The organism is Vibrio splendidus, from assembly GCF_003345295.1.
Classification (GTDB): domain Bacteria; phylum Pseudomonadota; class Gammaproteobacteria; order Enterobacterales; family Vibrionaceae; genus Vibrio; species Vibrio splendidus_K.
In genome coordinates, this window is sequence record NZ_CP031056.1 from 951,820 (window position 1) to 975,918 (window position 24,099).

General features: G+C 43.9%; 22 protein-coding genes and 1 pseudogene. 11 read left to right on the plus strand and 12 right to left on the minus strand.

Features of this window, described 5'->3' with window-relative positions:
* Positions 1–38 precede the first annotated feature (38 nt).
* A complete protein-coding gene (locus tag DUN60_RS19855; RefSeq protein WP_114635206.1) occupies positions 39–557 on the plus strand; it encodes a GNAT family N-acetyltransferase in 519 nt (172 codons plus the stop codon).
* Between the two features lie 267 nt (positions 558–824).
* The gene (locus DUN60_RS19860; protein ID WP_114635207.1) at positions 825–1,577 is read left to right on the plus strand and encodes an alpha/beta hydrolase; all 753 of its coding nucleotides are present in this window, start codon (positions 825–827) and stop codon (positions 1,575–1,577) included.
* A 168-nt stretch (positions 1,578–1,745) separates the two neighbouring features.
* On the opposite strand, the gene DUN60_RS19865 is transcribed toward DUN60_RS19860, so the two are convergent.
* On the minus strand, positions 1,746–2,192 hold the full coding sequence (locus DUN60_RS19865) for a DUF417 family protein (protein ID WP_017108085.1): 447 nt from the start codon (positions 2,190–2,192) through the stop codon (positions 1,746–1,748).
* Between the two features lie 196 nt (positions 2,193–2,388).
* Between DUN60_RS19865 and DUN60_RS19870 the strand changes: the two genes are divergently transcribed.
* A complete protein-coding gene (locus DUN60_RS19870) occupies positions 2,389–3,153 on the plus strand; it encodes a PhzF family phenazine biosynthesis protein (protein ID WP_339373967.1) in 765 nt (254 codons plus the stop codon).
* 112 nt (positions 3,154–3,265) lie between these two features.
* On the plus strand, positions 3,266–3,628 hold the full coding sequence (locus DUN60_RS19875; RefSeq protein ID WP_017062654.1) for a RidA family protein: 363 nt from the start codon (positions 3,266–3,268) through the stop codon (positions 3,626–3,628).
* 141 nt (positions 3,629–3,769) lie between these two features.
* Here DUN60_RS19875 and DUN60_RS19880 read toward each other — a convergent pair whose 3' ends face one another.
* Entirely contained in the window at positions 3,770–5,356 is a 1,587-nt protein-coding gene (locus DUN60_RS19880) for a BCCT family transporter (protein ID WP_017076096.1), read from the minus strand.
* Positions 5,357–5,807: 451 nt separating this feature from the next.
* Here DUN60_RS19880 and DUN60_RS19890 point away from each other — a divergent pair.
* Positions 5,808–8,974 (plus strand): annotated as a pseudogene (locus tag DUN60_RS19890) (chitinase C-terminal domain-containing protein).
* A 295-nt stretch (positions 8,975–9,269) separates the two neighbouring features.
* Positions 9,270–10,733, plus strand: a complete 1,464-nt coding sequence (locus DUN60_RS19895) for a sensor domain-containing diguanylate cyclase (protein WP_114635209.1) — start codon at positions 9,270–9,272, stop codon at positions 10,731–10,733.
* Positions 10,734–10,868: 135 nt separating this feature from the next.
* Here the strand turns inward: DUN60_RS19895 and DUN60_RS19900 are convergent, their stop codons facing one another.
* A complete protein-coding gene (locus DUN60_RS19900; RefSeq protein WP_010430226.1) occupies positions 10,869–11,123 on the minus strand; it encodes a YgjV family protein in 255 nt (84 codons plus the stop codon).
* A 268-nt stretch (positions 11,124–11,391) separates the two neighbouring features.
* On the opposite strand from DUN60_RS19900, the gene DUN60_RS19905 reads away from it, so the two are divergent.
* The 3 genes from DUN60_RS19905 to DUN60_RS19915 all read left to right on the plus strand — a co-directional run bounded on the left by DUN60_RS19905 (position 11,392) and on the right by DUN60_RS19915 (position 13,803).
* Positions 11,392–11,982 carry a DUF4136 domain-containing protein gene (locus tag DUN60_RS19905; protein WP_114635210.1) on the plus strand — a complete coding sequence of 197 codons (591 nt, stop codon included), beginning with the start codon at positions 11,392–11,394 and terminating at the stop codon, positions 11,980–11,982.
* A 178-nt stretch (positions 11,983–12,160) separates the two neighbouring features.
* Positions 12,161–13,345 carry a D-alanyl-D-alanine carboxypeptidase family protein gene (locus DUN60_RS19910; RefSeq protein WP_114635211.1) on the plus strand — a complete coding sequence of 395 codons (1,185 nt, stop codon included), beginning with the start codon at positions 12,161–12,163 and terminating at the stop codon, positions 13,343–13,345.
* A gap of 164 nt (positions 13,346–13,509) precedes the next feature.
* The gene (locus DUN60_RS19915; protein WP_017076090.1) at positions 13,510–13,803 is read left to right on the plus strand and encodes a YkgJ family cysteine cluster protein; all 294 of its coding nucleotides are present in this window, start codon (positions 13,510–13,512) and stop codon (positions 13,801–13,803) included.
* On the opposite strand, the gene DUN60_RS19920 is transcribed toward DUN60_RS19915, so the two are convergent.
* The gene (locus DUN60_RS19920; RefSeq protein WP_114635212.1) at positions 13,800–14,696 is read right to left on the minus strand and encodes a LysR family transcriptional regulator; all 897 of its coding nucleotides are present in this window, start codon (positions 14,694–14,696) and stop codon (positions 13,800–13,802) included. The genes DUN60_RS19915 and DUN60_RS19920 overlap by 4 nt on opposite strands.
* A gap of 141 nt (positions 14,697–14,837) precedes the next feature.
* Between DUN60_RS19920 and DUN60_RS19925 the strand changes: the two genes are divergently transcribed.
* Entirely contained in the window at positions 14,838–15,197 is a 360-nt protein-coding gene (locus DUN60_RS19925; RefSeq protein WP_114635213.1) for a DoxX family protein, read from the plus strand.
* Between the two features lie 88 nt (positions 15,198–15,285).
* Here the strand turns inward: DUN60_RS19925 and DUN60_RS19930 are convergent, their stop codons facing one another.
* From DUN60_RS19930 to DUN60_RS19955, 6 genes are all read right to left on the minus strand, one after another.
* Positions 15,286–16,968 carry an RluA family pseudouridine synthase gene (locus DUN60_RS19930; protein WP_114635214.1) on the minus strand — a complete coding sequence of 561 codons (1,683 nt, stop codon included), beginning with the start codon at positions 16,966–16,968 and terminating at the stop codon, positions 15,286–15,288.
* 151 nt (positions 16,969–17,119) lie between these two features.
* Positions 17,120–17,740 (minus strand): glutathione S-transferase family protein, encoded by a 621-nt coding sequence (locus DUN60_RS19935; protein ID WP_108185380.1) that lies wholly within the window; start codon positions 17,738–17,740, stop codon positions 17,120–17,122.
* Between the two features lie 38 nt (positions 17,741–17,778).
* Positions 17,779–18,810, minus strand: a complete 1,032-nt coding sequence (locus tag DUN60_RS19940) for an NADP-dependent oxidoreductase (protein ID WP_114635215.1) — start codon at positions 18,808–18,810, stop codon at positions 17,779–17,781.
* A gap of 138 nt (positions 18,811–18,948) precedes the next feature.
* Positions 18,949–19,539, minus strand: coding sequence for a TetR/AcrR family transcriptional regulator (locus DUN60_RS19945; RefSeq protein WP_029222534.1), 591 nt, complete (start codon positions 19,537–19,539; stop codon positions 18,949–18,951).
* A gap of 172 nt (positions 19,540–19,711) precedes the next feature.
* Positions 19,712–20,185 (minus strand): BamJ family beta-barrel-assembly machinery protein, encoded by a 474-nt coding sequence (gene bamJ, locus DUN60_RS19950; RefSeq protein ID WP_004731366.1) that lies wholly within the window; start codon positions 20,183–20,185, stop codon positions 19,712–19,714.
* Positions 20,186–20,280: 95 nt separating this feature from the next.
* Positions 20,281–20,907, minus strand: a complete 627-nt coding sequence (locus tag DUN60_RS19955; RefSeq protein ID WP_004731367.1) for a thioredoxin domain-containing protein — start codon at positions 20,905–20,907, stop codon at positions 20,281–20,283.
* A 271-nt stretch (positions 20,908–21,178) separates the two neighbouring features.
* On the opposite strand from DUN60_RS19955, the gene DUN60_RS19965 reads away from it, so the two are divergent.
* The gene (locus tag DUN60_RS19965; RefSeq protein ID WP_029222001.1) at positions 21,179–21,814 is read left to right on the plus strand and encodes an OmpA family protein; all 636 of its coding nucleotides are present in this window, start codon (positions 21,179–21,181) and stop codon (positions 21,812–21,814) included.
* 112 nt (positions 21,815–21,926) lie between these two features.
* Here DUN60_RS19965 and DUN60_RS19970 read toward each other — a convergent pair whose 3' ends face one another.
* Both DUN60_RS19970 and norR read right to left on the minus strand, forming a co-directional pair.
* The gene (locus tag DUN60_RS19970) at positions 21,927–22,286 is read right to left on the minus strand and encodes a glutaredoxin family protein (protein ID WP_004731371.1); all 360 of its coding nucleotides are present in this window, start codon (positions 22,284–22,286) and stop codon (positions 21,927–21,929) included.
* Between the two features lie 89 nt (positions 22,287–22,375).
* The gene (norR, locus tag DUN60_RS19975; RefSeq protein WP_004731373.1) at positions 22,376–23,968 is read right to left on the minus strand and encodes a nitric oxide reductase transcriptional regulator NorR; all 1,593 of its coding nucleotides are present in this window, start codon (positions 23,966–23,968) and stop codon (positions 22,376–22,378) included.
* Between the last annotated feature and the right edge of the window lie 131 nt (positions 23,969–24,099).

Sequence of the window (24,099 nt, forward strand, 5' to 3'; positions counted from 1 at the left end):
CAAGACGTGGCGTTTAGATAAATGTTATAGGGTTAATTATGGAAGTATTTCTACACTTACTTCATTCAAACGATGCCGATGATCTATTGGAGTTTGAACTCGAAAACAGAGAGTGGTTTGAGGCATTTGTTCCAGCTCGGGATGATAGCTTCTATTCTAATGCGGGAGTTGCCGAACAAGTCACGAGCTTTCTAAGAGAGTATGACAATGGCGAGATGATTCCTATGTTGATCAAAGACGCTAATGGCACTATTTGTGGGCGAATCAACGTTCGTGATATCGACCAGAACGCTGAAAGTGGAGAACTAGGTTATCGAGTAGGCCACGCATTTGGTTCTAAAGGTATTGCGTCTAACGCGGTGAGGACGTCACTTATCTACTTGGCTGAGCACTCCTCCCTTAAATATGTTGATGCCTATGCGTTAGTGGGTAATGTTGGATCAAATAAAATCTTATCCAAGGCGGGTTTTGACTTGGTTGAACGCGTTGAAAGTTACGCCGTGTTCAAAGGGAAGGATCAAGATGCTCATTATTATCGTAAGGCGTTATCTGCTTAAGTGAATGCTATCAATGCCGATTCTATCCTCATATAAGGAATTACTTGGTTTATCGTTGTGCGTATCTAACTTCTACCTGAGTCTTCTTTTATACTTTTGATACTCAAAGTTTAGTGCTCACTTATCGCTCTAACTTGTTAATTCTACGTGATTTATTCATATCTCTCTTGTTATACGTATCAGTGCGACTAATATTAGCCAGATTCTAACAAGATAGACTCGATCGTTAACCTGTCTATCTTTTTTGTATGTATTACATGGTGTTATATGAAGTATTTAATAGGTGTTTGCTTAGGTGCCTTATCTCTTTCTGCGACAGCGCAGTCTATGGTCATTGTTGATTCGGCAAGAGATCGCTCTATCCCAATAGAAGTTGTTTTGCCGCAGGATTCTGACAGTTGTACAACAACAGAACAGTGTGACGTAGCTTTTATCAGTGCGGGTAATCGAGTTCCATTCACCAAATATAGTTTTGTTGGAGAAATGCTGAACGATAGGGGGTACATGACCGTCTATGTTGATCATGAACTGCCAAGCGATCCTCCTTTATCGAAGACTGGTGACTTGTATAAAACACGAATTGAAAATTGGACGCGAGGGGCAGAGACTCTCAATGCACTTCAACATGAGCTAGCAAGTCGTTTTCCTGCTTATGATTTTGACAAGTTAACCTTAGTTGGGCACTCGAACGGTGGCGATATTTCTACATGGTTGAGTAACGAAAATAAAAGCTATGTTTCTCAGTTAATTACGCTCGACCACAAACGAGTCACTCTACCTAAAAGTGAAGATATCCGAGTGCTTTCCATTCGAGCAACTGAACACTCTACCAAAGAGGGGGTACTGCCGACTGAATCAGAGCAAAAGCAATATGGTAGTTGTGTTGTTGAGCTTCCAGACTCTAAACATATGGATTTAAGTGATTATGGCTCTAATCTCGCGAAGCAAAGTACGAATGACACTATTATTGGCTTTTTGGATGGCTTAGCGTGCGAAGAGTTGAGAGTAAAAGTTGAGTAGAAGTATCGAATTAATTAGGGCGTGATATCTGTATTCGGAATAGACGACCGACTTAATCGATTATCGCCTTATACATTAGAAGCTGGCAGCGTCCTTCTAGCCAGCTTCGAGTCTTTTTATTTCAAGGTTTAAGGTTACTTCTAGTTACGGCCACTTATAGATTTACGGTTACTTCTGAGGTTTGTTACGTTCGATTACGCTAATAGCGATCGCCAAAAACAGGATGTCTTTCACTAGGAAGAAGTTAGTGACTAAGATGCCATCTGATACTTTCCAAGCATTTGGCGTTGTAATCAGGAAGCTAAGTGTCACAACAAAGATAGCCGCTGCTGCAATGCCTGAATAGAATGCGACTGTCGGCTTCTTAAATCCAACGATCAATCCAATCGCGACAATGATCTCCGCGCCACCCACCATGTTAGACACGGCTTGTACTGAGAACAGATTGTAAAGCCAGTTCATTGCAGGATGATTTGCGATTAGCGGTTCAATGAGCATCGCTTCGGTTGGCGTAAACTTATAAATTCCAATCCAAGCGAGCACCAATGCTACGCCAATCACTCCAAGGTTATATCCCACATTACTCTGTTTTAAATCATAGGTTTGAACATGCATAAAAGTACTCCATTTAATAAAATCCCTGAATATGACCGCACTAGTGCAAAATTAATTTCGCTGTGAGAGTATTAGTTTATAAAATGAATCATAAACCTTGGTACTTTTGACATTCCTTATGCTAATGATTTATGTAAAGAAAATGAAACTAGAGCTTTGAATGAGAGCTTTAGATGACAGAATAAGGAGATAGGTTATCAAAGCGTTTATATATGATGTATTTGGTGGGGAGTCGGCGAAAGGTAACCCTTGTGGGGTCGTAGAACTTGGCCAATGGTTAGCTGACTCGGAATTACTAGAAGTAACGCATCAACTGGCATTGCCAATCACTGCTTTCATCGTGAAATCAGAAAATGATTTCGATATTCGTTGGTTCGCCTTAGATGGTGAGATAAACCTTTGTGGTCATGGTAGTTTGGCTGCAGGCACTAGTTTGATCGAAAAGTATAAGCTCAATGAGGTTACCCTAAATAGTGATTATGGACAGGTCGTGATCTCTAGAAAAGAAGGCTTATCTCAAATAGAACTGCCAAGCTGGAAGGGTAAATCTTACTCGCAGGTAAGCGATGTTCCTATTGATTTAGCGGCTTTAAATCAACCTGTTATCGAAGCTTTTTCTACGAGAGATTTAGTGCTGATTTTGGATTCAGAGGAAGCCGTAAAGAATTTTTCGCCTGACTTTGAACTGTATAAAAAAATTAAAGATCTGCATGCAGTGATGGTGACAGCCAAAAGCTCAGATGACAGTTATGTTCTGCGCTATTTTGCGCCAAAAATCGGTATTTCGGAGGATTTAGTGACAGGTTCGGCACAATGTTCACTGGCTCCATATTGGTTTGATAAGTTAGGGAAAGATAAACTTTCAGTTCGTCAGCTTTCAAGCTCTGGCGGTTGTTTTGAAGTTGAGAGAAAGACAGACTCTTCAATTGCGGTGTTGGCACGAGTTGAGCGCCGTCCATAACAGAATGGTGATCTCACTGGAGAGATGGAGCTTTCTAATTTTTGTTTTCAATATTCACGATTTGGATTAGATTACGCTGATGTTCACCCTAATTACAAGAAGAGTATAACCAGTGAAAATTCATAGAATCAACCCGACCAAGCGTTGGTCTGATGTGACTGTTTTTAACGGTATCGCAAGCTTTGTGGAAGTGGCTGAGACGGATACAACGGCAGGAATTAAGAGTCAGGTACAGCAAATATTCGAACAAGCGGAAGAAATGATGAGTTTGGTAGACAGTGATAAATCTCGCGTATTGTCAGTGACTATTTACCTAACAGATTTTGCCAATTTTGACGCACTAAATGAAGTTTGGGAAGCGTGGTTCCCTGAAGGCTGCGCGCCAAGCCGTGCATGCGTGAAAGCTGAACTTGCTAATCCTGAGCTACTGGTTGAGATGTCATTCATGGTTGCTGCAGGTGAAAAGTTTCAATAAGCCGAAATATTGGTAGATACAATCGCTAGACATCAGTACTGATAAAGTCGACAGCGAACAGATAAAACAGAGCCACTCAGGTGAATTACTTGAGTGGCTTTTTAGTATCCTACGTTATCCGAAACTAAATCGGATTAGGCATTAAACGAGACCTTGATCTCTGGCCATCTGTTTCGCGATCTTCGGTGCGTGCCATAAACACGGTAACAAGATGAACGATACAGGAACGGCTGTTATCACAATGAACGACTGTAGGGCAGAGATGCCGCCTGCGCCCATTGAGATAAGTGCAATGGCTACTGCACCCATGATGATACCCCAGAAGGTACGTACGGCTGCATTAGGCTCTGTAGTGCCTGTCATTACCACACTGATGGTGTAAGTCATCGAGTCACCTGTTGTCACGATGAACGTGGTCGTCAGGATCAGGAACAGAATCGCAATCAAAGTAGGGAACGGCAGTTGAGCAGTAATTGCCAGTAGCACAGCAGGAAGGTTAAAGCCTTCGAACGCGCTAGAAATTACGCCTGGGTTCTCTAATTCAAACGCTAAACCACTACCACCAACGATGCTGAACCAAAAACATGTTACTAGCGGTGCAACGATGCTGATAGAAACGATCATTTGGCGAATGGTACGGCCACGTGAAATACGAGCAATAAAGATTGCCATCATCGGACCATAGCCTAAGAACCAACCCCAGAAAAATACCGTCCAGCCACCTAGCCACGCTGTATCTTGGCGGTACAGTGCCATTGGGATGAAGTTATCGACCATTTCGCCCATACCTTGCAGGTAGCCATCAATAATGAAGCTTGTAGGGCCTACTAACAGAATATAGCCGATTAGGCACACTGATAAGATGATGTTGTAACGGCTTACCAGTTGGATGCCTTTGTTAACGCCACTCAATGCAGACAGCGTGTACATAGCAATAGCAAAAATGATCACGACGCTTTGCGTTGCGAATGTGTCTGAAATACCAAACAGTTCGCTCAGTGCGTAGCTGATTTGAAGACCAAGGAAGCCGATAGGACCGATAGTACCCGCAGCGACTGCAACGATGCTGCACGCGTCGACTACGTTGCCGATCCAGCTGTTGATTGCTTTGTCGCCAAGTACTGGGTAAAGAAGAGTACGAGGCTTAAGGGGAAGGCCTTTATCGTAATGCAGGTGCATTAACACGATGGAAGACAAACCGCCTAAGATTGCCCATGCAAGGAAACCCCAGTGCATGAAAGATTGTGATAGGGCGTTGAACGCCATCGCTTGTGGATCAGCGTTGCCATAAAGAGGTGGAGCTGAAACAAAGTGAGCAATAGGCTCTGCCGCTGCCCAGAACACACCACCGCCGGCTAGCAGCGTACATAGGACGATAGACATCCATTTAAAGGTGGTCATTTCAGGGAGAGCAAGCGTTCCTAAACGAACGTGGCCTGTGCGCCCTAGTGCAAGCACTAAGCCGATAATGAAGTTGAGTAGTAATAGGACTTGCCAGAACGCACCGAACCACTTAGTTGAGTAACTAAAGCCGATGTTAACAAGTTCGGACAACACGGAGGTGTTGGTGAAAGCAAGGACGACAAAGAGGGTTAAAAAACTCCCACTAAGCCAAAATACTGGGTTTCCGAGTTCCAGTTTTTCACCCAAAGATTGAGCTTTATTGAAATCGATAGAAGTAGCTTCTGCGTTGATGTTTTCGTTGGCGACTTGCGTCAAGTTGGACATTATTTCTTCGCTATATTTGGCTCTTTCAAGCCTATGTATTTCTCCCACACTTGCATAGAAGTGTGAGGTTCGTCAAAAAAGCCGCAGATACTAACACATTTGTTATCAAAAGGTGGGCGAATTCCAAAAAGAAAGCCAAATCGACTGTAAATCTCTACTTTTTGGTCAGTTTTGATACGAATTTTTTTCCCAACGCTGAGTCACATTTCTGATTTTTGAGACATTATTTTTTAGCTTTCCGAAATAAATTAATATTAGTTGTTGGTGCAAAATAAGTGTCGACTCATTGCATGCTATAAACAAATTAATGCGAGTCATTTTATAAATAGAGAATATTTTAGGTGTTAAATTTGCGTTGTTACCTACAGTTGTTTTGCGAAGAGATTTAAGTGGTGAGTAAAGTCTCATTTAAATTAAACATCTTGAAACAACAACTTAAGGGATAGCTAACATGCACCTAAACCAAGGAAGAGTGGCCAAGAAGGTTTTTACACTCAGTACTCTCACTGCGTCATGCTTGATGGCGTTCAACAGTTATGCGGCTGTTGATTGCTCAACGTTAGAAACGTGGGACTCTGCCACTGTTTATACCGGTGGTGATCAGGTTTCACATGACGGCAGCGCGTACTCAGCAAACTACTGGAATCAAAATAACAACCCAAGCCAATTTGAAGGTGATTACGCACAATGGAAGAAAGTCGATGTGTGTAGTGGTAATGGCGGTGGTGGTACACCAAACGAAGCACCAACGGCTTCATTAACAACGCCTACAGCATCAGATGTGATTGTTGAAGGCGACAATGTCGTATTAAGCGCAACAGCACTGGACGCTGATGGTAGTGTTGCTTCCGTAGAATTCTTTGTTGATGGTTCTTCGGTCGCGGTTGTGACAGCGGCACCATTTGAAGCAACGTGGGCTGCAACGTCGGGTAACCATCAGGTTTCTGTTGTCGCGACAGACAACGAAGGTGCGGCAAGCCTTGCTAGTGAAGTTTCAGTGGTTGTTGATTCAGCACAACCAGGAAATGAAGCACCGACAGTTTCGGTTGCGCTTTCAGCAGCTTCGGTCGATGTTGGTAGTGTAGTAACGCTTACCGCAACAGCAGCAGACAGCGATGGCACGGTTGATAAAGTAGATTTTTATGTGGCAGGCGCTCTTATTGGCACAGCTGCAACTACCCCTTACACGCTTGATTACACAACCACTCAAGCGGGTTCTTTAGCGGTTTACGCAAAAGCGACTGACAATCAAGGCGCAACGACAGATTCAGCGCTGGCTTCTTTGACGGTGAATGGCACACCAACGGTGAGCACTTGTCGACCTGATGGCTTATATCAAACTCAAGGTGTCGATGTTCCTTACTGTACTATTTACGATGATGAAGGCCGTGAGAAAATGGGCGCGGATCACCCACGTCGTGTCATTGGTTACTTCACCAGCTGGCGTGCAGGGGACGACCCACAAGCTGCTTACCTAGTAAATGACATCCCTTGGGAACAACTCACACACATTAACTACGCTTTCGTGAGCATTGGCTCAGATGGCAAAGTAAACGTGGGTGATGTGAACGATCCGAATAACGCAGCGGTTGGTAAAGAGTGGCCGGGCGTTGAAGTTGATCCTACCTTAGGCTTCAAAGGTCACTTCGGTGCATTAGCGACAGCTAAGAAAAAACACGATGTTAAAACGCTAATCTCTATTGGTGGCTGGGCTGAAACGGGTGGTCACTTCGCGACTGATGGCAGTCGAGTAGCTGATGGTGGTTTCTATACCATGACAACCAACGCAGACGGTTCTATTAACCATCAAGGTATCGAAACATTCGCCACTTCCGCGGTTGAAATGCTTCGTAAATACCAATTCGATGGCTTAGATATCGATTACGAATATCCAACCTCTATGGCGGGTGCTGGTAATCCGTACGACAAAGACTTCATGGAGCCGCGTCGCCAATACCTGTGGGCTTCGTACCAAGTCTTGATGAAAGTGCTACGTGAGAAGCTTGATGCGGCGTCTGCGCAAGATGGTAATCATTACATGTTAACGATCGCGGCGCCTTCTTCTGGTTACCTGTTGCGCGGTATGGAAACGTTCGATGTGACTAAGTACCTCGATTACGTAAACATCATGTCTTACGACCTTCACGGTGCGTGGAACGATCACGTAGGTCATAACGCTGCGTTGTTTGATACAGGTAAAGATTCAGAGTTAGCACAGTGGAACGTTTACGGCACTGCGGCTTACGGTGGTATCGGTTATCTGAACACGGATTGGGCTTACCATTACTTCCGTGGTTCTATGCCAGCAGGTCGTATTAATATCGGTGTGCCTTACTACACTCGTGGTTGGCAAGGTGTAACCGGAGGCGAAAATGGTCTTTGGGGCCGAGCTGCACTTCCAAACCAAGCTGAATGTTCAGCAGGTACGGGGAAGGTGAGAAGAATAACTGTGGCCATGGTGCAATTGGTATCGACAACATGTGGCACGATACCGATCCAAAAGGTAACGAAATGGGCGCGGGTTCTAACCCAATGTGGCACGCGAAGAACCTAGAGAAAGGCATTTGGGGTTCGTATGCAGAGGCTTACAAGCTTGATCCTGTGAATGATCCGTCTGATGTTCTAACGGGAACTTACACGCGTAACTACGACAGCGTGGCGGTTGCTCCTTGGTTGTGGAACGCAGAGAAGGGCGTATTCCTTTCAACGGAAGATAGAGATTCTATCAACGTGAAAGCAGACTACGTTATCGACAAAGAGATCGGCGGCATCATGTTCTGGGAACTGGCAGGGGATTACAACTGTTATGTACTCGATGCAAGTGGCAACCGAACGTCTATTGATACTACTGAACAAGCGTGTAATAGCGGTAACGGTGAGTTCCACATGGGTAACACAATGACGAAAGCTATCTACGATAAGTTTAAGTCTGCAACTCCATATGGAAACAAGGTAGCGACGGGCGCTATCCCGACAGAAGCTCTAGATATTACGGTATCGGTTGGTGGCTTCAAAGTCGGTGACCAAAACTACCCAATCAATCCTAAGATCACGTTTACAAACAACACCGGTCAAGCACTTCCGGGCGGTACCGAGTTCCAGTTCGATATCCCAGTGTCAGCACCTGATAACGCAAAAGATCAATCGGGTGGTGGTTTAACGGTGATTGCTTCGGGTCATACTCGTGCGGATAACATTGGTGGATTAGATGGCACCATGCACCGAGTGGCGTTTACTTTGCCTACATGGGAAGAACTTCCAGCTGGTGGAGTGTATGAGCTAGATATGGTGTATTACCTGCCAATCTCCGGCCCTGCTAACTATGCAGTGAGCGTGAACGGAGTCGATTATGCCTTTAGCTTTGAGCAACCAGACCTACCATTAGGTGATATCAGTTCAGGTGGCGGTAACCCTGGCGATGGTGGCACAAACCCGGGTACATGTGATACAGCTGGTTTAGCGGTTTACCCAGACTTACCTCAGAAAGATTGGGCGGGTAACCCAAGCCATGCAAACACTGGCGACCAAGTGGTTCATAACGGTAGTATTTACCAAGCGAACTGGTGGACAAGTTCTGAACCGGGTAGTGATGGTAGCTGGACTCAGGTTTGTTCTTAATTTAATGCTAACTAATCCATTTATAGACAATAGATCGCAGTAATAGCCAGTAAATACGAATGCTTTTAAGTCTATTTATCAGGGTTTTAGTGTAATTTAAGTCATCAACTTCAACGTAAAATTAAAACGCCGAACTGAATCCAGTTCGGCGTTTTTGCTTTAAGTCACAGATTGCGTATAGAAACCCTTAAAAATATCGACACTCGTTCAGTAAAAAATAAAACCATGATATAAAACAGTCTGTATATAAGAGAAGTCACAGCGTTACCTAAAATTATAAATCTATGGGGTAATCTTGAAAGTCAGACGTAAATACATTCTTAGTTTTTCCATTGCGCTCGCCATTGTGTCGATGATTCTTTCGGCCTTTCAATTTAACCGAACTGAAAGGTCACTGTTGGAATCCAACCAGCTATTTTTTCGAACGATTGTGAATGCGAGTTACGATATTGTCGACACAACAGTTAATGAGGCGATAAAGACATATCTCAAAGGAATTACCGATACCGTTGCGTCCCATGTATGGCATGCCACTCCGGAACAAGAAATTGAACAAGTAAGCCAGATCGCCAGTGAACTGCACATTGGACAATCAGGTTATATCTATTTGATGTCACCACAAGGCGTTCACCTCTACCATCCTTTCTTGCAAGGCAAGAAGCGCGGGCATCTTATTCATATCCAAAAACAGCTCAGTATCGACTCTGGTATGATCGAGTACTTTCACGCTAATCCTCATGAGATAAGTCGGCGTGCAAAAGTTGCCTATTCGATGACGCTACCGAGTGGCAATACTTTGGTCGCGACGACCTATAAAGAAGAATTGATGTATTTGGTCGATCTTGAAGGCTTAAAAGACAAGCTGAGAAAGTACGCGTTCGGTGATAGCGGATATGTGTACATTATTGATCTTCAGGGTAACTTAGTGCTTCATCCTGATTATGAACACAAGTCATTGAAAGCCTTGGTCGGCTACTCGTCGGAACTGCTAATTGACCGAATCGCAACCAAGCCAGAAGGTCACTTTAGCTATTCAATTTCCAGTGACAATGGTACGACCAACAAAAACGTCTTCTATAAGTTTTACCCCTATCTGAATTGGGTCATTTCCGCGGGTATTTTAGAGCAGGAGCTCAATAGAAATCATAGTTTGCTGTTCATTAGTTTGATGGCTTTAGTCGTGAGCCTATTGAGCATTATCATCGTGTTGGTGCTTTACCTGCGACATCGTCATCTCAAAATCTTGGATGTTGCGAGCCTCGATTACCTCACTGGTCTTCCTAGCCGACGGAGTTTTATCGAGCAGTTAAAGCTGAAAATTGCTCAAAGGTCGCCTTATCCGCTAACAAATGTCGGTGTCACTTTGCTTGATATTGACCATTTCAAACGGGTGAACGATCAATATGGTCATGCTCAAGGCGATAGGGTTATCTGTGAGGTCGCAAAATCACTGAAGAGATTTGTTAATCGTCGTCGCTTGATTGCACGCTATGGCGGTGAAGAGTTTATTTTGGTGACGTTTGATTGTGATGAGCGTGAGTTATTCGAATTGTCTGAGGAACTAAGACGAAGTGTAGAGCAACTGCAAGGTTTGGTGTCACCCGTCACAATCAGTGCTGGCTGTTGTCACGATCGAGCGCTCACTGATATTGAAACAGCGATCGATAAAGCTGACAAAGCGCTTTATCAAGCAAAAGAGAGAGGACGTAACAACACTCAGACGTATCAAAAGAACGATTATCGCGTTGCTTATATGTGATCAGTTGAAAGAATCGATGTATTCAAAGGCTGGAATATTGGAAATCATGCTCTTGAGAACGACAGACACAAAAAAGCCCAAATAGATCACTCTATTTGGGCTTTTTCAGAAATATTTGAAATGCTAATCGCTAATTTAAGCTTTCGCTGCTTTCATCGCTTCCGTTTTTTTTTCCTTTTGCATTTTTGCAAGGAAGTAGATGTTTACACAAGCGATGAAACCGTTGGTCGCGACCACTGGCCATGCGTCAATCATAACGCCGTATGCTGTAAAGAGAGTACAGCCAATAAAGTTAAGGACACGCAGACGAACGATATCTTTCATTGTTAATGAAATTGCGACCATAATAGATGCCGCGTAACCTAAAATTTCAACCATATTGAATTCCATTGTTTGACCCTCTTAAATTTGCCGATACTTTGTCGGTACCAATTCTTCTCTTCATGAGATGATTGAGGAAGCTCCGTGCCTCGAATGGTCTGGTTATGTTTAACGAGGTAGACTATACCAACTCTGTTTTTGTGATTAAACCCCCAAAACGGGCAGAAGTGAAGGTTAGCGATTACGCAAACGTTTAATGACCTTTCTATTAACATAATTACTATTTATGTTGGGAGGCTAATTGATATTTATTCTTATATAGGTAAGGAAGCCGCGAATGATAAAACGATCCATTTGTGCAACAAAAAGCATAAAAAAAGCAGCGTTATTGGCTTTGATAGCGATTGGACTGACAGCATGTACCACACAAGAAATGCCGCCAACGCACAATTATGGTGTGGTCACCAGTGGTGATTTTGAGTTCATGGAACACGGAGTAACGACGTATTCGTGGCACCCTGAATCAGAGCAGGTTTATCTTTCTCAAAAATACGATGAGACCGTAGTAACCGATCTAGTGCGTGATGCGATTGAAGATCAACTCGCTACGAAAGGTTATCAACTGAATCAAAATGGTGCAGTTGGTGATGTTGTTGTCGGTTTTGGACTGGCCGAAGAATCAGAGTTAAATGATGACTCGATTTTCGATGCGATTAAGCTTTCAACAGGGGTGCCATTTTATGATGGTGACGGAAAAGTCGCCGAGAAAGGATCTCTGTACATTGCTTTTTTCGTACCTAACTCTCAGGTCGTACAATGGCAAGCATTGGCACAGTCTGGCATTCAACCTGATTTAGAGCCAAGCGAGAGCAAACAGCGCATTACTGGCTTTGTTGAAATGTTATTTAGACGCATGCCTAAGCGATAGAATAAGGCGTTGGATGCATTCGTTGAGTCAATATTGGGTGTTGAAAATATGGTCAGATCGCAGATTATACTTTTTTATTTGTAACGAATGGTACAAATACGTAAAGCAACGTAAAGTTCGCGCTTCTTTTGCTAGCATTTGTCTATACTGCTCAAAACGTTAACTTAGGTTTGATTCAATGAAACTGTTTTCCAAATACTCTCTCCCTCTATTAAGTATATTCATTGTAAGTAACGCAGCGATGGTAAGTAATGCAGCTATCGCAGCACCTTCTATAGTACCAAGCCCACCTAGCCTAGGCGCAAAAGGGTATGTGTTAATTGATTTTAATTCTGGTGATGTGCTGGTAGAGAAAAACGCACACACTAAGTTAAACCCAGCGAGTTTGACTAAACTAATGACCAGCTATGTGGCTGGGCAAGAGATGAAGCGAGGCAACATCTCTGCTGACGATCAGGTACGAATCAGCGAGAACGCGTGGGCGAAGAACTTCCCTGACTCTTCAAAAATGTTCATCGAAGTGAACACCGATGTAGCAATGGTGGACCTTTACCGCGGCTTGATTATTCAATCAGGTAACGATGCGAGTGTTGCGATTGCGGAACACGTTGCGGGCTCACAAGATGCATTTGTGGATCTTATGAACTCTTGGGCTTCGTCTCTGAAACTAGAAAACACCCATTTTGCGAACGCGCATGGTTTAGACGCTGACGATCTTTATTCGACTCCTTACGATATTGCATTACTAGGTCGTGCGATTATTCGTGATTTACCGGATGTTTATGGCTTATACAGCGAACGTTCGTTCAGTTACAACGGCATCACACAACACAACCGTAATGGCTTATTGCGTGATAGAAGCTTGACGGTTGATGGCATGAAAACGGGCTATACCTCTGGCGCTGGCTACAGTTTAGCGAGTTCGGCGACACAAGGAGAGATGAGACTTATCGCGGTTGTTATGGGCGCATCAAGCGTTAAGAGCCGTGAGTCAGACAGTAAACAGTTGTTGAGCTATGGCTTCCGCTTCTTCGATACGCTAAACCCACATCAAGGTGGAGATGAAGTCGCTGAAGAGAAGGTATGGTTTGGTGCCAAAGATACATTGAAGCTGGGTGTTGCAGAAGATACGTTTATCACACTGCCTAAGTCAGACAGTAAAAAGCTAACGGCATCGATTGAGCTTGATTCTGAGTTGAAGGCACCGATTGCAGAAGGTCAAACACTAGGTGTGGTTCATTACACAGTCGATGGTGAAGATGTGCAAACTCAGCCATTGATTGCGCTAGAGGCTGTTGAACAAGGTGGAATATTCAAACGTCTGATGGATTACGTTAAGTTGTTTTTCGCGAGCCTATTCTAAATAGAGTCTTTACCGAGCTAAAAAATAAATTAATGGGTGTTGTGAGTGAATCATAGCGCCCATTGTTATTTCTACATCCATGAAAACACCGTCATCTACTTTCTTTATTAGCCGTAGCGGACGGTTTCGATTACTATACGCAAAATTTAGCAGTGTAGTCACTTATGACCATAGAGATAAAGAACGTAACCGAACCTGAAGTAACATGTGCCAACTGCCAGGCATGCTGTTGTCGTCTAGAGGTTATGATCATCACAGATACAGGCGTTCCTGAAGAGCATATTGCTTATGACGAGTGGGGTGGAGAAACCATGCTGAGATTAGACGATGGCTGGTGTTCTGCAGTAGATAGAGAAACACTGATGTGTACTATTTACGAGAATCGACCTTGGATCTGTCGTGAGTTCGAAATGGGCTCATATGAATGTGTAGAACAACGCACCGATGTGATGGGCTAATCGCTCGTAGAGCTTAGATGCTCCGCAAGAAAATCGATAAAAACTCGAATTCGTTGGGGCAAATATTCACTCGCATGATACACCGCGTACATGGGTAAGTAGTTGTTGCTCCATTGTTCTAATAACTGCGTTAATTCCCCATTCTCTACAAATTCTTTGCCCATCCAATCCGGTAAAGCAACCACACCTAAACCTTGTCTAGCCATTTTAAGTAACATTTCTGGGCTATCTGATGTGAAGATTTGATTCACTTTCACACTGCTGAATTGGCGGTTTTTATCCGTAAAGCGCCACTCGTTAGCGGGGCTCATTAGTGAATAAGTTAGACAATGGTGTTTATTAAGTTCTTGTGGGTGTTTCGGTATTCCGTGCTTGTGGAGGTAGTTTGGTGATGCGAAATATTGAACGTTGTTATTGAATAGGAATCGAGCCTTTAAACCGGAATCTTTGAGCTGTGATGCTCGAATCGCAACATCAATATTATGTTCATTGAGGTTAATTATACGGTCGTCGACGCTAAGGTTAATGCGGATACCCGGATGTTGCTCAATGAACGCTTGGAGCAGCTCGCTAAGTAACATTGATGAAAAGGCGCTGGGCGCGGATATTTTCAATTCACCTTCTACAGACTCGGTTTCTCGCTTGAGCTGACTTTCTATTGCTGACATTTCTTCTAGGAAGCGGACACAATAAGTGAGGTAGTCTTTGCCTGCATGGGTTAGGGATATTTTGCGACTGTTTCGCTGAAACAACGTCATTGCCAAATCATTTTCTAACCACGCAATCTTTTTACTGACGGCACTTTGTGTCATGTCGAGTTTATTGGCAGTAGCAGTAAAGCTATTCAGCTGCGCAGTTTCCACGAAGATACGAATACACTCAATTTTATCCATTGTACTTGCCTTATGTCTGCTATCTAAACTTAAACATTCCAAATTGGAATCTTAAGTATCATAAAATTAGCATTTATCGTTCGATTTATGAATGCTTAAATAATCCCACTGACGTTAATAACTCTTAAGAAAGGTGGCAATATGATTTCGGTGGTGAGTGTATTACTAGTGGCGTTCTTTTTATTGGCAAGCTCAATCAAGATACTTGCTTGGCAGCGTAAAGTGTTTGAAATTCAGCTTGGTTTCTTTAGAAGCTATGGCTTGAATAGAATGATCATGTTTCTCGTGGGGTTAGTCGAATTGACAGGAGCGGCTCTTTTGATTTTAGCCCTATGTGACATCTCACCAGAACATACTCAATTGATGGGTGGTGCAATATTGGGGGCTACTTCGATAGGGGCGCTTTATTTCCACTTACGCTTTGATACTTGGAAGGACGGTATTCCCGCGATGGTCACTTTATTGTGTTCAAGCTTTTTAGTCTTAGATTTCTGGTACTAATGTCTTGGTCTTTCGACCGAGGGTTGAAAGCTTATTTACAGGACATTTGAGAAGCGTAGGGCTCGAAAGCCCCACGCTAAAGATTGGATTAAAACTCAGAAGGCACTTCAAACTCGATCCACTCGCCAGTTGTAGGGTGAATCAGTTTTAGGTAGCCCGCATGAAGGTGTAAGCGCTCACGTTTGTAACCATAGAGATCATCACCTCGGATTGGTACACCAAGGCCCGACGGGTGAGCGCAATGCACGCGTAGCTGATGGGTGCGTCCTGTTTTCGGATACAGATGAACCTTGGTTTTGCCATTGTTGGTGCTGACCGCTTCCCAATGAGTTTCAGCGTTACGTCCATGTTGATGGCAAACCAGTTGTCTTGGTCTGTCTGTGATGTCACCGCGCAAAGGCAGGCTAATATCGCCAGATTTGCCGTCGATTTCACCATCTAACAGAGCTGTATATCGTTTCTCTACGGTTCTATCTATGAATTGCTTCTGGATGTGTTTATTAGACTCTGCGGTCAGTGCCAAAATCAATAATCCAGACGTCGACATGTCTAATCTATGGATGATCAAAGGCCCTGTCGCATTCGGGTAACGCGCTTTAATGCGTGTATAAACCGAGTCTTCGATAAACTTACCGGGAACCGACAAGAACTCTTCAGGCTTATTTACTACTACGATTTCTTCGTCTTCATAAACAATATCAAAAGACTTACCTACAGCAGGGTTCACGATAAGCGGGTTATCTTCTAGTTCAATACCACTCAGCTGGTGGTCGAGGACCTCAAAGCTTTTGCTCTGACAAACAGGGTAGAGGTTTGCGTGTTGTCGAATGATATCTGTAGGTGGTAATCCCCACCAAAACTCAGACAATGCTAACGGTTTAAATCCGTGTTCAAACGCAAAGTTAAGCAGCTTAGGTAGGCAACAGTCGCCAGAGCCTTCAAGAGCGTCTTTGCCATCTAACAATTCAAGCAGGTTCTTTGATTCGAGTGCTTGGTTGATAAAGCGATAATGGAACAAACGTTGCGCTTCTAATTCGGCTGAGATCGCTTGGTACTCTTGCTTGCGGCTCTTAAGTTCGCTTTCGATAGCATCAACTTGCAACTGGCGTTCTGCGATCTTTTGTTTCCACTCGATACGGAGCGCTTTTAGGTCGCGCTTCTCTTGGCTGCTTTGATTACCTAATTGTTTAAGCAGGTCAGCGGCTGAATCAAGATTCCCCAACGCTTTCTCTTGATTGGCTTTTTCTCTTAGAATCGTACGCTCAGCCTTGTTAGCAGCCATTGCGATCTGAAATGCTTCAACTGCTTTACTCGCATCGTTTTTGAGTTCATTTAGGCTTGATGTCAATTCATCTAGGTTATGCGATTGTTTTAGTTTTTCAATGTCATCCGCTAGTTGCGATTGGCGAGCGAGGTTTGCACTGTTGTGAGATTGAAACTGTTCTGAATCGAAGGCTGGTGGAACAAAGTTAATGTTGTTTAACTGGGAGTCCAAAGACGAATCTAACTGCAAACCTGAAAATGCAGAAAGGTAGCCTAGCTCCTGAGTTGTTGGATCCTGAACAAGAAGTACGGCATAGAGGTTGCCTTGCGATGTTTCATTCACACCACAGTCGAGCAGTGACTGTTGAAGCTGCAGCATTGCTAAATTACACATTGGGTGCGGAGTATAGTAATACGGAAACGTAAACCGAGTGGGTAGCGATAAGTCTTGGTTCGCTGGTTGGTTTAAAGCGTGCAGTGGTGTGTATTGAGCAAGGTTTGCTGACATGAAAATCAAACTCTATGGCTGTTCAGTTAGAGTTCGGTATTGTTGTCGAAATGAAGGCAAATGAGAAGCCAAAGCGAAAGATAAATCGGCTTTGGCTTCATTTAGTTGCTTGTGCTTATCCTAAGCGCGTCCGAGCTTGATTGAAACTCGATCAGCTCGAGTGTTCTAGCTCTACTTGCTCTGCTTTTTGGTAAGCAGGGTGGTCAGCCAAAAGCTTACCGTATTTAGCAATGTTAGGGTAAAGCGCAGTTGCACCAAAGTTACCAACGATTTCTACGATGAACGACATCATAAAGTCTGCGCCTGTTAGTGTGTCTGCAACCAAGTAGGTTTTACCTTCAAGAGCATTATTCACGTAAGTTAAGATCTTTTGGTTTTCATCGTCAGCGTAGCCGCCAAGGAAATTAGTCTCGCAACCGTCTTTCATTACAAAGATCTTAAGCAACATTGGCAAAATACCTGAGCTTTCAGCGAAGTGAAGCCATTGAGAATATTCTACGTAGTCTGCGGTGCCGCGTGTAGGTGCGAACTTACCCTGACCGTATTTGTCGATTAGGTACTCCGTGATCGCGCCAGATTCAGTGATCACGATGCCATCGTCTTCAATGACAGGAGATTTACCCAATGGGTGAACGGACTTAAGCTCTGGTGGCGCAAGAAAAGTGACACTGTCTCGTTGGTATGGTTTGATTTGGTAATCTACACCAAGCTCTTCCAACAGCCAGATGATGCGCTTTGAGCGTGATTTATTCAGGTGATGCAAAGTAATCATGATTCTACCTAGTTAACTAACGGGTTCAGTTTTTGAATTTATTTAGCTTCGTTTGTTTTGATAACAAGCTTACCGAAGTTTTGGCCTTCTAATAGACCCATGAATGCTTGTGGCGCCTCGTCTAGACCTTCAATTAGGTGCTCACGATAGTGCATCTTGCCTTGAGACAACCATTCTGTCATTTGAACAGCAAACTCGTTATAACGGTGCGCGTAGTCATCAAAGATAATGAAGCCTTGCATCTTAATACGCTTGACCAGCAGCGTACCCATAAGGCTAGACATGCGATCCGGGCCTTCAGGCAGTGATGTCGCATTGTATTGAGAGATAAGGCCACATACAGGAATACGAGCACCGGTGTTAAGCAATGGCATTACGGCATCGAAAACCTTGCCGCCAACGTTTTCAAAATAAACGTCGATGCCGTTGTCACATGCTTTAGCCAGTTGTTCCGCGAAGTCGTCAGCTTTGTGGTCGATACATTCGTCAAAGCCAAGCACGTCTTTCGCGTACTGACACTTCTCTTGACCACCCGCAATGCCGATAACACGACAGCCTTTTAGTTTGCCGATTTGTCCAACGGTTGCGCCTACTGCACCTGTTGCCGCCGCAACGACTAGCGTGTCGCCTTGTTTAGGTTGGCCGATATCAAGCAAACCCATGTAAGCCGTAAAGCCAGGCATACCCATAATGCCAAGTGCATAAGAAGGGTGCGTTGGTTCTTTGCCTAGTTTGATGAGGCCTTCACCGTTAGACACACCAAGATCTTGCCAACCAGTGTAAGCCAGTACCCACTCGCCAATTTCGTAATCAGCGTGGTTTGATTCTTCAACCTGACATACGGTTGCACCAACCATCACTTCATCAATCGCAACTGGGTCTGCGTAAGATTTAGCATCGCTCATACGACCACGCATGTATGGGTCTAGAGAAAGATAAACTGAGCGAAGTAACATCTCGCCATCTTGAATTGTTGGTGCGGCTACTGACTCTAAACGGAAGTTATCTTGAGTCGGTGCGCCAACTGGGCGAGAAGCCAATACGATGCGGCGATTGTCTTGTTGAGTCATTGGATATCCTTAATTTTATATTATGTTTATTTGGAATTAGACCAGTCGTCTAGTCTTGTTGTCTAAAAATCCCGCCGTCATCAAATTGATAAGAGGGCGGGTTATCTGTCGTTAATAAAGACTAAACACAGTACGTGGTTAGTTTTTACCTTTTAAAATCTGTTGGGTTAGGTTTAAAGCTGATTCTAAGCTGCTTGAGCTCTGGCTTAGTTTGCTCAACAAACTTGCGCCCAACCACATAGAATATAGATTTTGAGCGGTTTCTTGGCTGTCTTCAACTTTAATGGAGCCATCTTCAATACCACCAGCAACACAGTGTTGTATCGTAGAGGTCACTTTTTCAGCCCCTTTTAGTAAGGCTTGACGCATAGGATCAGAAAGATCAGAAACTTCAGCGCTGAGCTTAACGACTAAGCATTTATGAGCGTTACAGGTACCGTTTTCAATCTGTGACCATCGAGTGAAATAACTGATGATTCTCTGGTAATGGTTTCCTTCGCCATGAACCAAAATAGTTTCAACTCTGCTGATGTAGGTCTCAAAATAGTGTTGGATCAGAGCCTCGCCAAATTGCTCTTTCGATTTAAAGTAGTGGTAAAACGACCCTTTCGGCACGTCCGCTTCTTTAAGCAATTGCGATAAGCCAACGCCGTTAAAGCCGTTGTTCACTATTAATTGGTAGCCAACATCTAAAACATGCAGGCGTGTGTCATTCGTTTTTTCGTTCATGGGCAGTACTATAATTTAAATTAGACCAGTCGTCTAGTGGTCGATTTTTGAGGGTATATTTGGTCGTTGTTAAAGTAGCTAAATAGCCAAAGTGCCAAAGTGCTTTCAAATGTTCACATATAAAAAAGCCCCAACATAGCTTGTATGTTGGGGCTTATATCAGTCACTTCGGTTATTTGATAGAGATTAACTCAACATCAAAAATCAGAGTTGATGACGGTGGGATAGGGCCTGAACCGCCCTTACCGTAAGCCAATTGGCTCGGAATAAACAGGCGAACTTTTTGGCCTTCAACCATGTAAGTCAAACCTTCTTGCCAGCCTTTGATTACTTGCTTAAGAGCAAATGAGATTGGCTCGCCGCGCTCAACAGAGCTGTCGAAAACAGTGCCGTCGATAAGTGTACCGTGGTAGTGAACCGTTACTTTACTGTTCTTAGTTGGGTGCTCTGTGCCTGTACCTTCTTCAAGTACAAGGTATTGAAGACCGCTTTCAGTCGTAACAACCCCTTCTTTAGCACCGTTTTCGACAAGAAACTGTTGGCCTTGCTCGATATTTTCTTCGCCAGATTTATGATTCATCCAAGTGCGGTAGATCATGAAGCCAGCCAAAATAAAGACAATGACCGGGATGATAAATTTAGACATAGTAAAACCTATTTATAGTTAATGCTGTATTTCATAGTTAATGCAGAATTTCGCAGTTAATACAGAGTGTGTTAATCAATGGGCTAAAGCCGTGATTAGGGTTGAGTCAAAAGGTAGTTGATCGTTTTTGCGATGCCAGCAACATCTTGGTGACCTGCAGTGAGTACTTGGTATTTACCGTTGATGATAAATGTTGGTACTGAGTTGATTTGACCTTTTACTGAGATCTCTTCTGCTTTCTTAACGTAGTCAAATAGAGCAACTTGCTGTTCTTTATTCAGTTGGTATGGGCTAACCAAACCACGAGAAGTGAACGCTGTCTCTAGTGCTTGTTGACGCTGTTCTGGCGTTGCATCTGCACCCATTTGAACGGCACCAAATAGGTCGTCCATGAACGCGTGGTCAGGTGTCGCGTCAAGTTGCATCACTGCTGTGTAGTAGATCATTGCGCTGATTTGAGCACTTTCATTGAACGTTACGTGCATCTTGCCAATAGTTTGGTCTGTTAGCGACTCAATCTCTGGAATTGCACTTTCCATTTGACGACAGTGACCACAGTTTAAAGAGAAGATTTCAGTGATCGGAGACAGGTTAAATTCAGTTAGAGCAGTAGGAAGTGCTTCGTATTGAACGCCTTTCTGTGGCTCGTCTGTTTCACTACAACCCGCAATAATAAGTACGGCAGCGAGTGCTGTGATGAATTTAGTAAATGGTTTAAACATAATGTTTGCTCTAGCGTTGAGAAGTCGTGAGATTCTAACTATTTAGTACGAATTGGAAAACAATTATAAGGTAAATAAATGCAAACAGTTGGAACTAGCGGGTGATGACAGGCTAGTTGACGGTTAACTGTGATCAAAAGCACTTTTTTGGGATGTGCTTTCTTTTCGTATAAAGTTTTTGTCTAAAGTTTTTCCCTCGGTGCCGATATAGACATTAGTGAATGGTTTATCTGCATGAGTGGTTGGTGAAGTAATGAGATATTTAGCGATAATGTTAAGCATAGCTTTGGCAGGGTGTGAAACGACGTTACCAACGGGTATGTTAGGTGACGATCTGCTAGAAACTGCTCCGCAAACCGATTACGACCTTATGCATCCTGAATGGGGTGTGGTTCAAACGACATCTGTAGCGAGCAATCGCAGTTACTCAGTCCAGAACAGCACTCATCAACAAAAAACCATCACAACCAACTATGGACGTGGTGTCTCGACTAATGACCCACTGGAAGTTTTTTTAAGACAAAACCGTATCGACTTTGAAGTACTGCCGGGCAACCATGTGATGGTAAAGCTGGAACAGCACGTGAACTTTAAAACGGGTTCGGCATTCCCTGAACCAGCCTACAATCAATGGCTGGATACTTTAGGCAGTTACCTTTCTCAACGCCAAGACATTGATGTGGTGATTGAGGGCCATACTGATAACACGGGCAGTGATCGTGTTAATGATCCGCTTTCTGAGCTACGTGCAAAAGAAGTGAAAGCGCGCTTGGAAAGTAACTATGTTTCGAGTCGTGCTATTTACACTCGCGGCTTTGGCGAATACGTACCTGCTTGTACTAACGCTTCTCCGCAAGGCAAGGCGTGTAATCGCCGTGTAGAATTGATGCTGATTGTGTCGAAGTAGTCATTTGAGCTTTCTTCCCTAAATTGAAAGCGACGAGTTCCAAATAATAGACATAAAAAATCCCTCATATTTGAGGGATTTTTTGTATCTGACTTTCGTTACGCAGGTTAGCTTATGCGAACTGCTTTTCTAAGTAAGTAACGATATCCGAAGATTCATACATCCACTCAGTTTTGCCGTCTTTTTCGATACGTAGGCAAGGCACTTTAACGCGACCGCCACCAGCTTCAAGCTCTGCACGGTGTTGATCATTGTTCTTTGCATCACGAAGTTCAAATTGAACCGATTGACGTTTCATCGCGCGGCGCACTTTTACACAAAATGGGCACGCTTCGAATTGGTATAACGTGTGCGTCTTTGCCTGCTCATTCACTTTGCTTTGCTCTTCTTGAGAACGCTTCACACCACGTGGGCTGAATACAAAATTCAATAACAAGATGACACGACCTAAGAACCAACGGATAAACTTCATAACTCTCTCTACATATTTAAAATTAGCGTTACAATTTGCAGCATTATATACACAAGTTTTGCTAGATGCTCGCAACAAACCGCTAATATCTATTTTGTCCGTTCGATCGTGTGAGACTTAGCCACATTTAGTCCTAAACGCTTAGACAGTCGAGTCAGATTTGCTCGGTCTGTTTTCAGAACTCGTCCTGCTTGCGCCCAGTTAAAGTTAGCATCTTCCAACACTTCAGTAATGATGCTGCGTTGAAAATCGTCCGTCGCGCCACGTAAACCAGCGGATAGGTCGATCGTTGGTGTCGATAATGGTGTGTTTTTTACCTGTGTCGTCGCAATCGGTTGATCTTGGTCGAGTGGACCACAATCTTCTTTAGTGATTGTAACGAGGTTTTTGTTAGTGCTGCGAGCCAATGCTTTCAGTGCTGAACGGCTGATAACGTGTTCAAGCTCACGAACGTTACCTGGCCAACCGTAACGGTTTAGGAATACCAGAACATCAGAACGGAACTTAACTTGGTTGATACCAAGCTTACGGCGCGCTTGTTCTAGGAAGAAACCAGCTAATAAGCTGATGTCGTCACCGCGCTCTTTCAATGCAGGTACCGCGATAGGGTACACACTAAGTCGGTGATACAAGTCGGCTCTGAATCGACCGTCTTCAACTTCTTGCTTTAAGTCTCGGTTGGTTGCAGCCAGAACACGAACATCAATGGTTTGGATGTTGTCTTGGCCTACAGGTTGGATTTCGTTGTTTTGCAGCGCACGCAGTAACTTACTTTGTGCTGCCAAAGGCAATTCACCAATTTCATCTAAGAACAGAGTGCCGCCGTCGGCTAGGGCAAACTTACCTAAGCGGTTTTTGTCTGCGCCAGTAAATGCGCCACGAACGTGACCAAATAATTCACTCTCTACCAAGTTCTCAGGAATAGCAGCACAGTTCACGTAGACCAGCGGATTACGCTTACGTTGCGATTGGTGGTGCAGGGTACGAGCAACGAGCTCTTTACCAACACCAGTATCACCATGAATCAGAATATTAAACTCAGACGGTGCTACAACCGCGATGTCGTTCTTAAGCGCGACCATGGTGTCACTGTTACCAATTAACTCGCCGCCGTCACGTTCCCACGCTTCTACGTTCAACTCTTCCAGTAATTGCTTTGACTGTTTTGCTTGATGCTCAAGTTGCGAGAAAGTCATCGCCATCTGCATGGTTGAAGCCGCAATAGCAGCGAGAACTTCTAGGTTACGAGCAGGAATATTCGCAAAGACATCAGGTTTTAGGCTGTCTAGGGTTAGCACTCCTAACAATTTGTCACCAAACAGCAGAGGTAAACCCATGCAGGCATGCATTGGTAAATCGCCGTCATGGTCGATTAGTAAGCCGTCGAAAGGATCAGGCAATGAGCTATCAGCATCAAAACGAACAGGAGAACGTGACGCGCAAATCTCATCAAAGCGTGGGTGTTCCGAAATGATAAAGCGGCGACCGAATGTATCTCGACTGAGCCCTTGCATTGCGATGGGTACTAGCGTGTCGCCTTGAAGGCTTAAAAGCGCGACGCAATCACACGTTATGGTTTTACGAATGGCATCGATTAGGCGATTAAAACGGTCTTGATCGTTCACACCGCTGGCTAAACCAATGGTCATTTCCATGAGAGTGGATGCTGAGATGTCTTGCATAAAGGGCTCATACTGTTTGTATTTTTATACATGGTAGAGTCTTTATGACACAAAAAAAAGGTCTTTTTGACTAAAGTTTGAAGTGAATTTTTGAAAGGATGTCAGACACAGCAAGCTTTCGCATGTTGGCA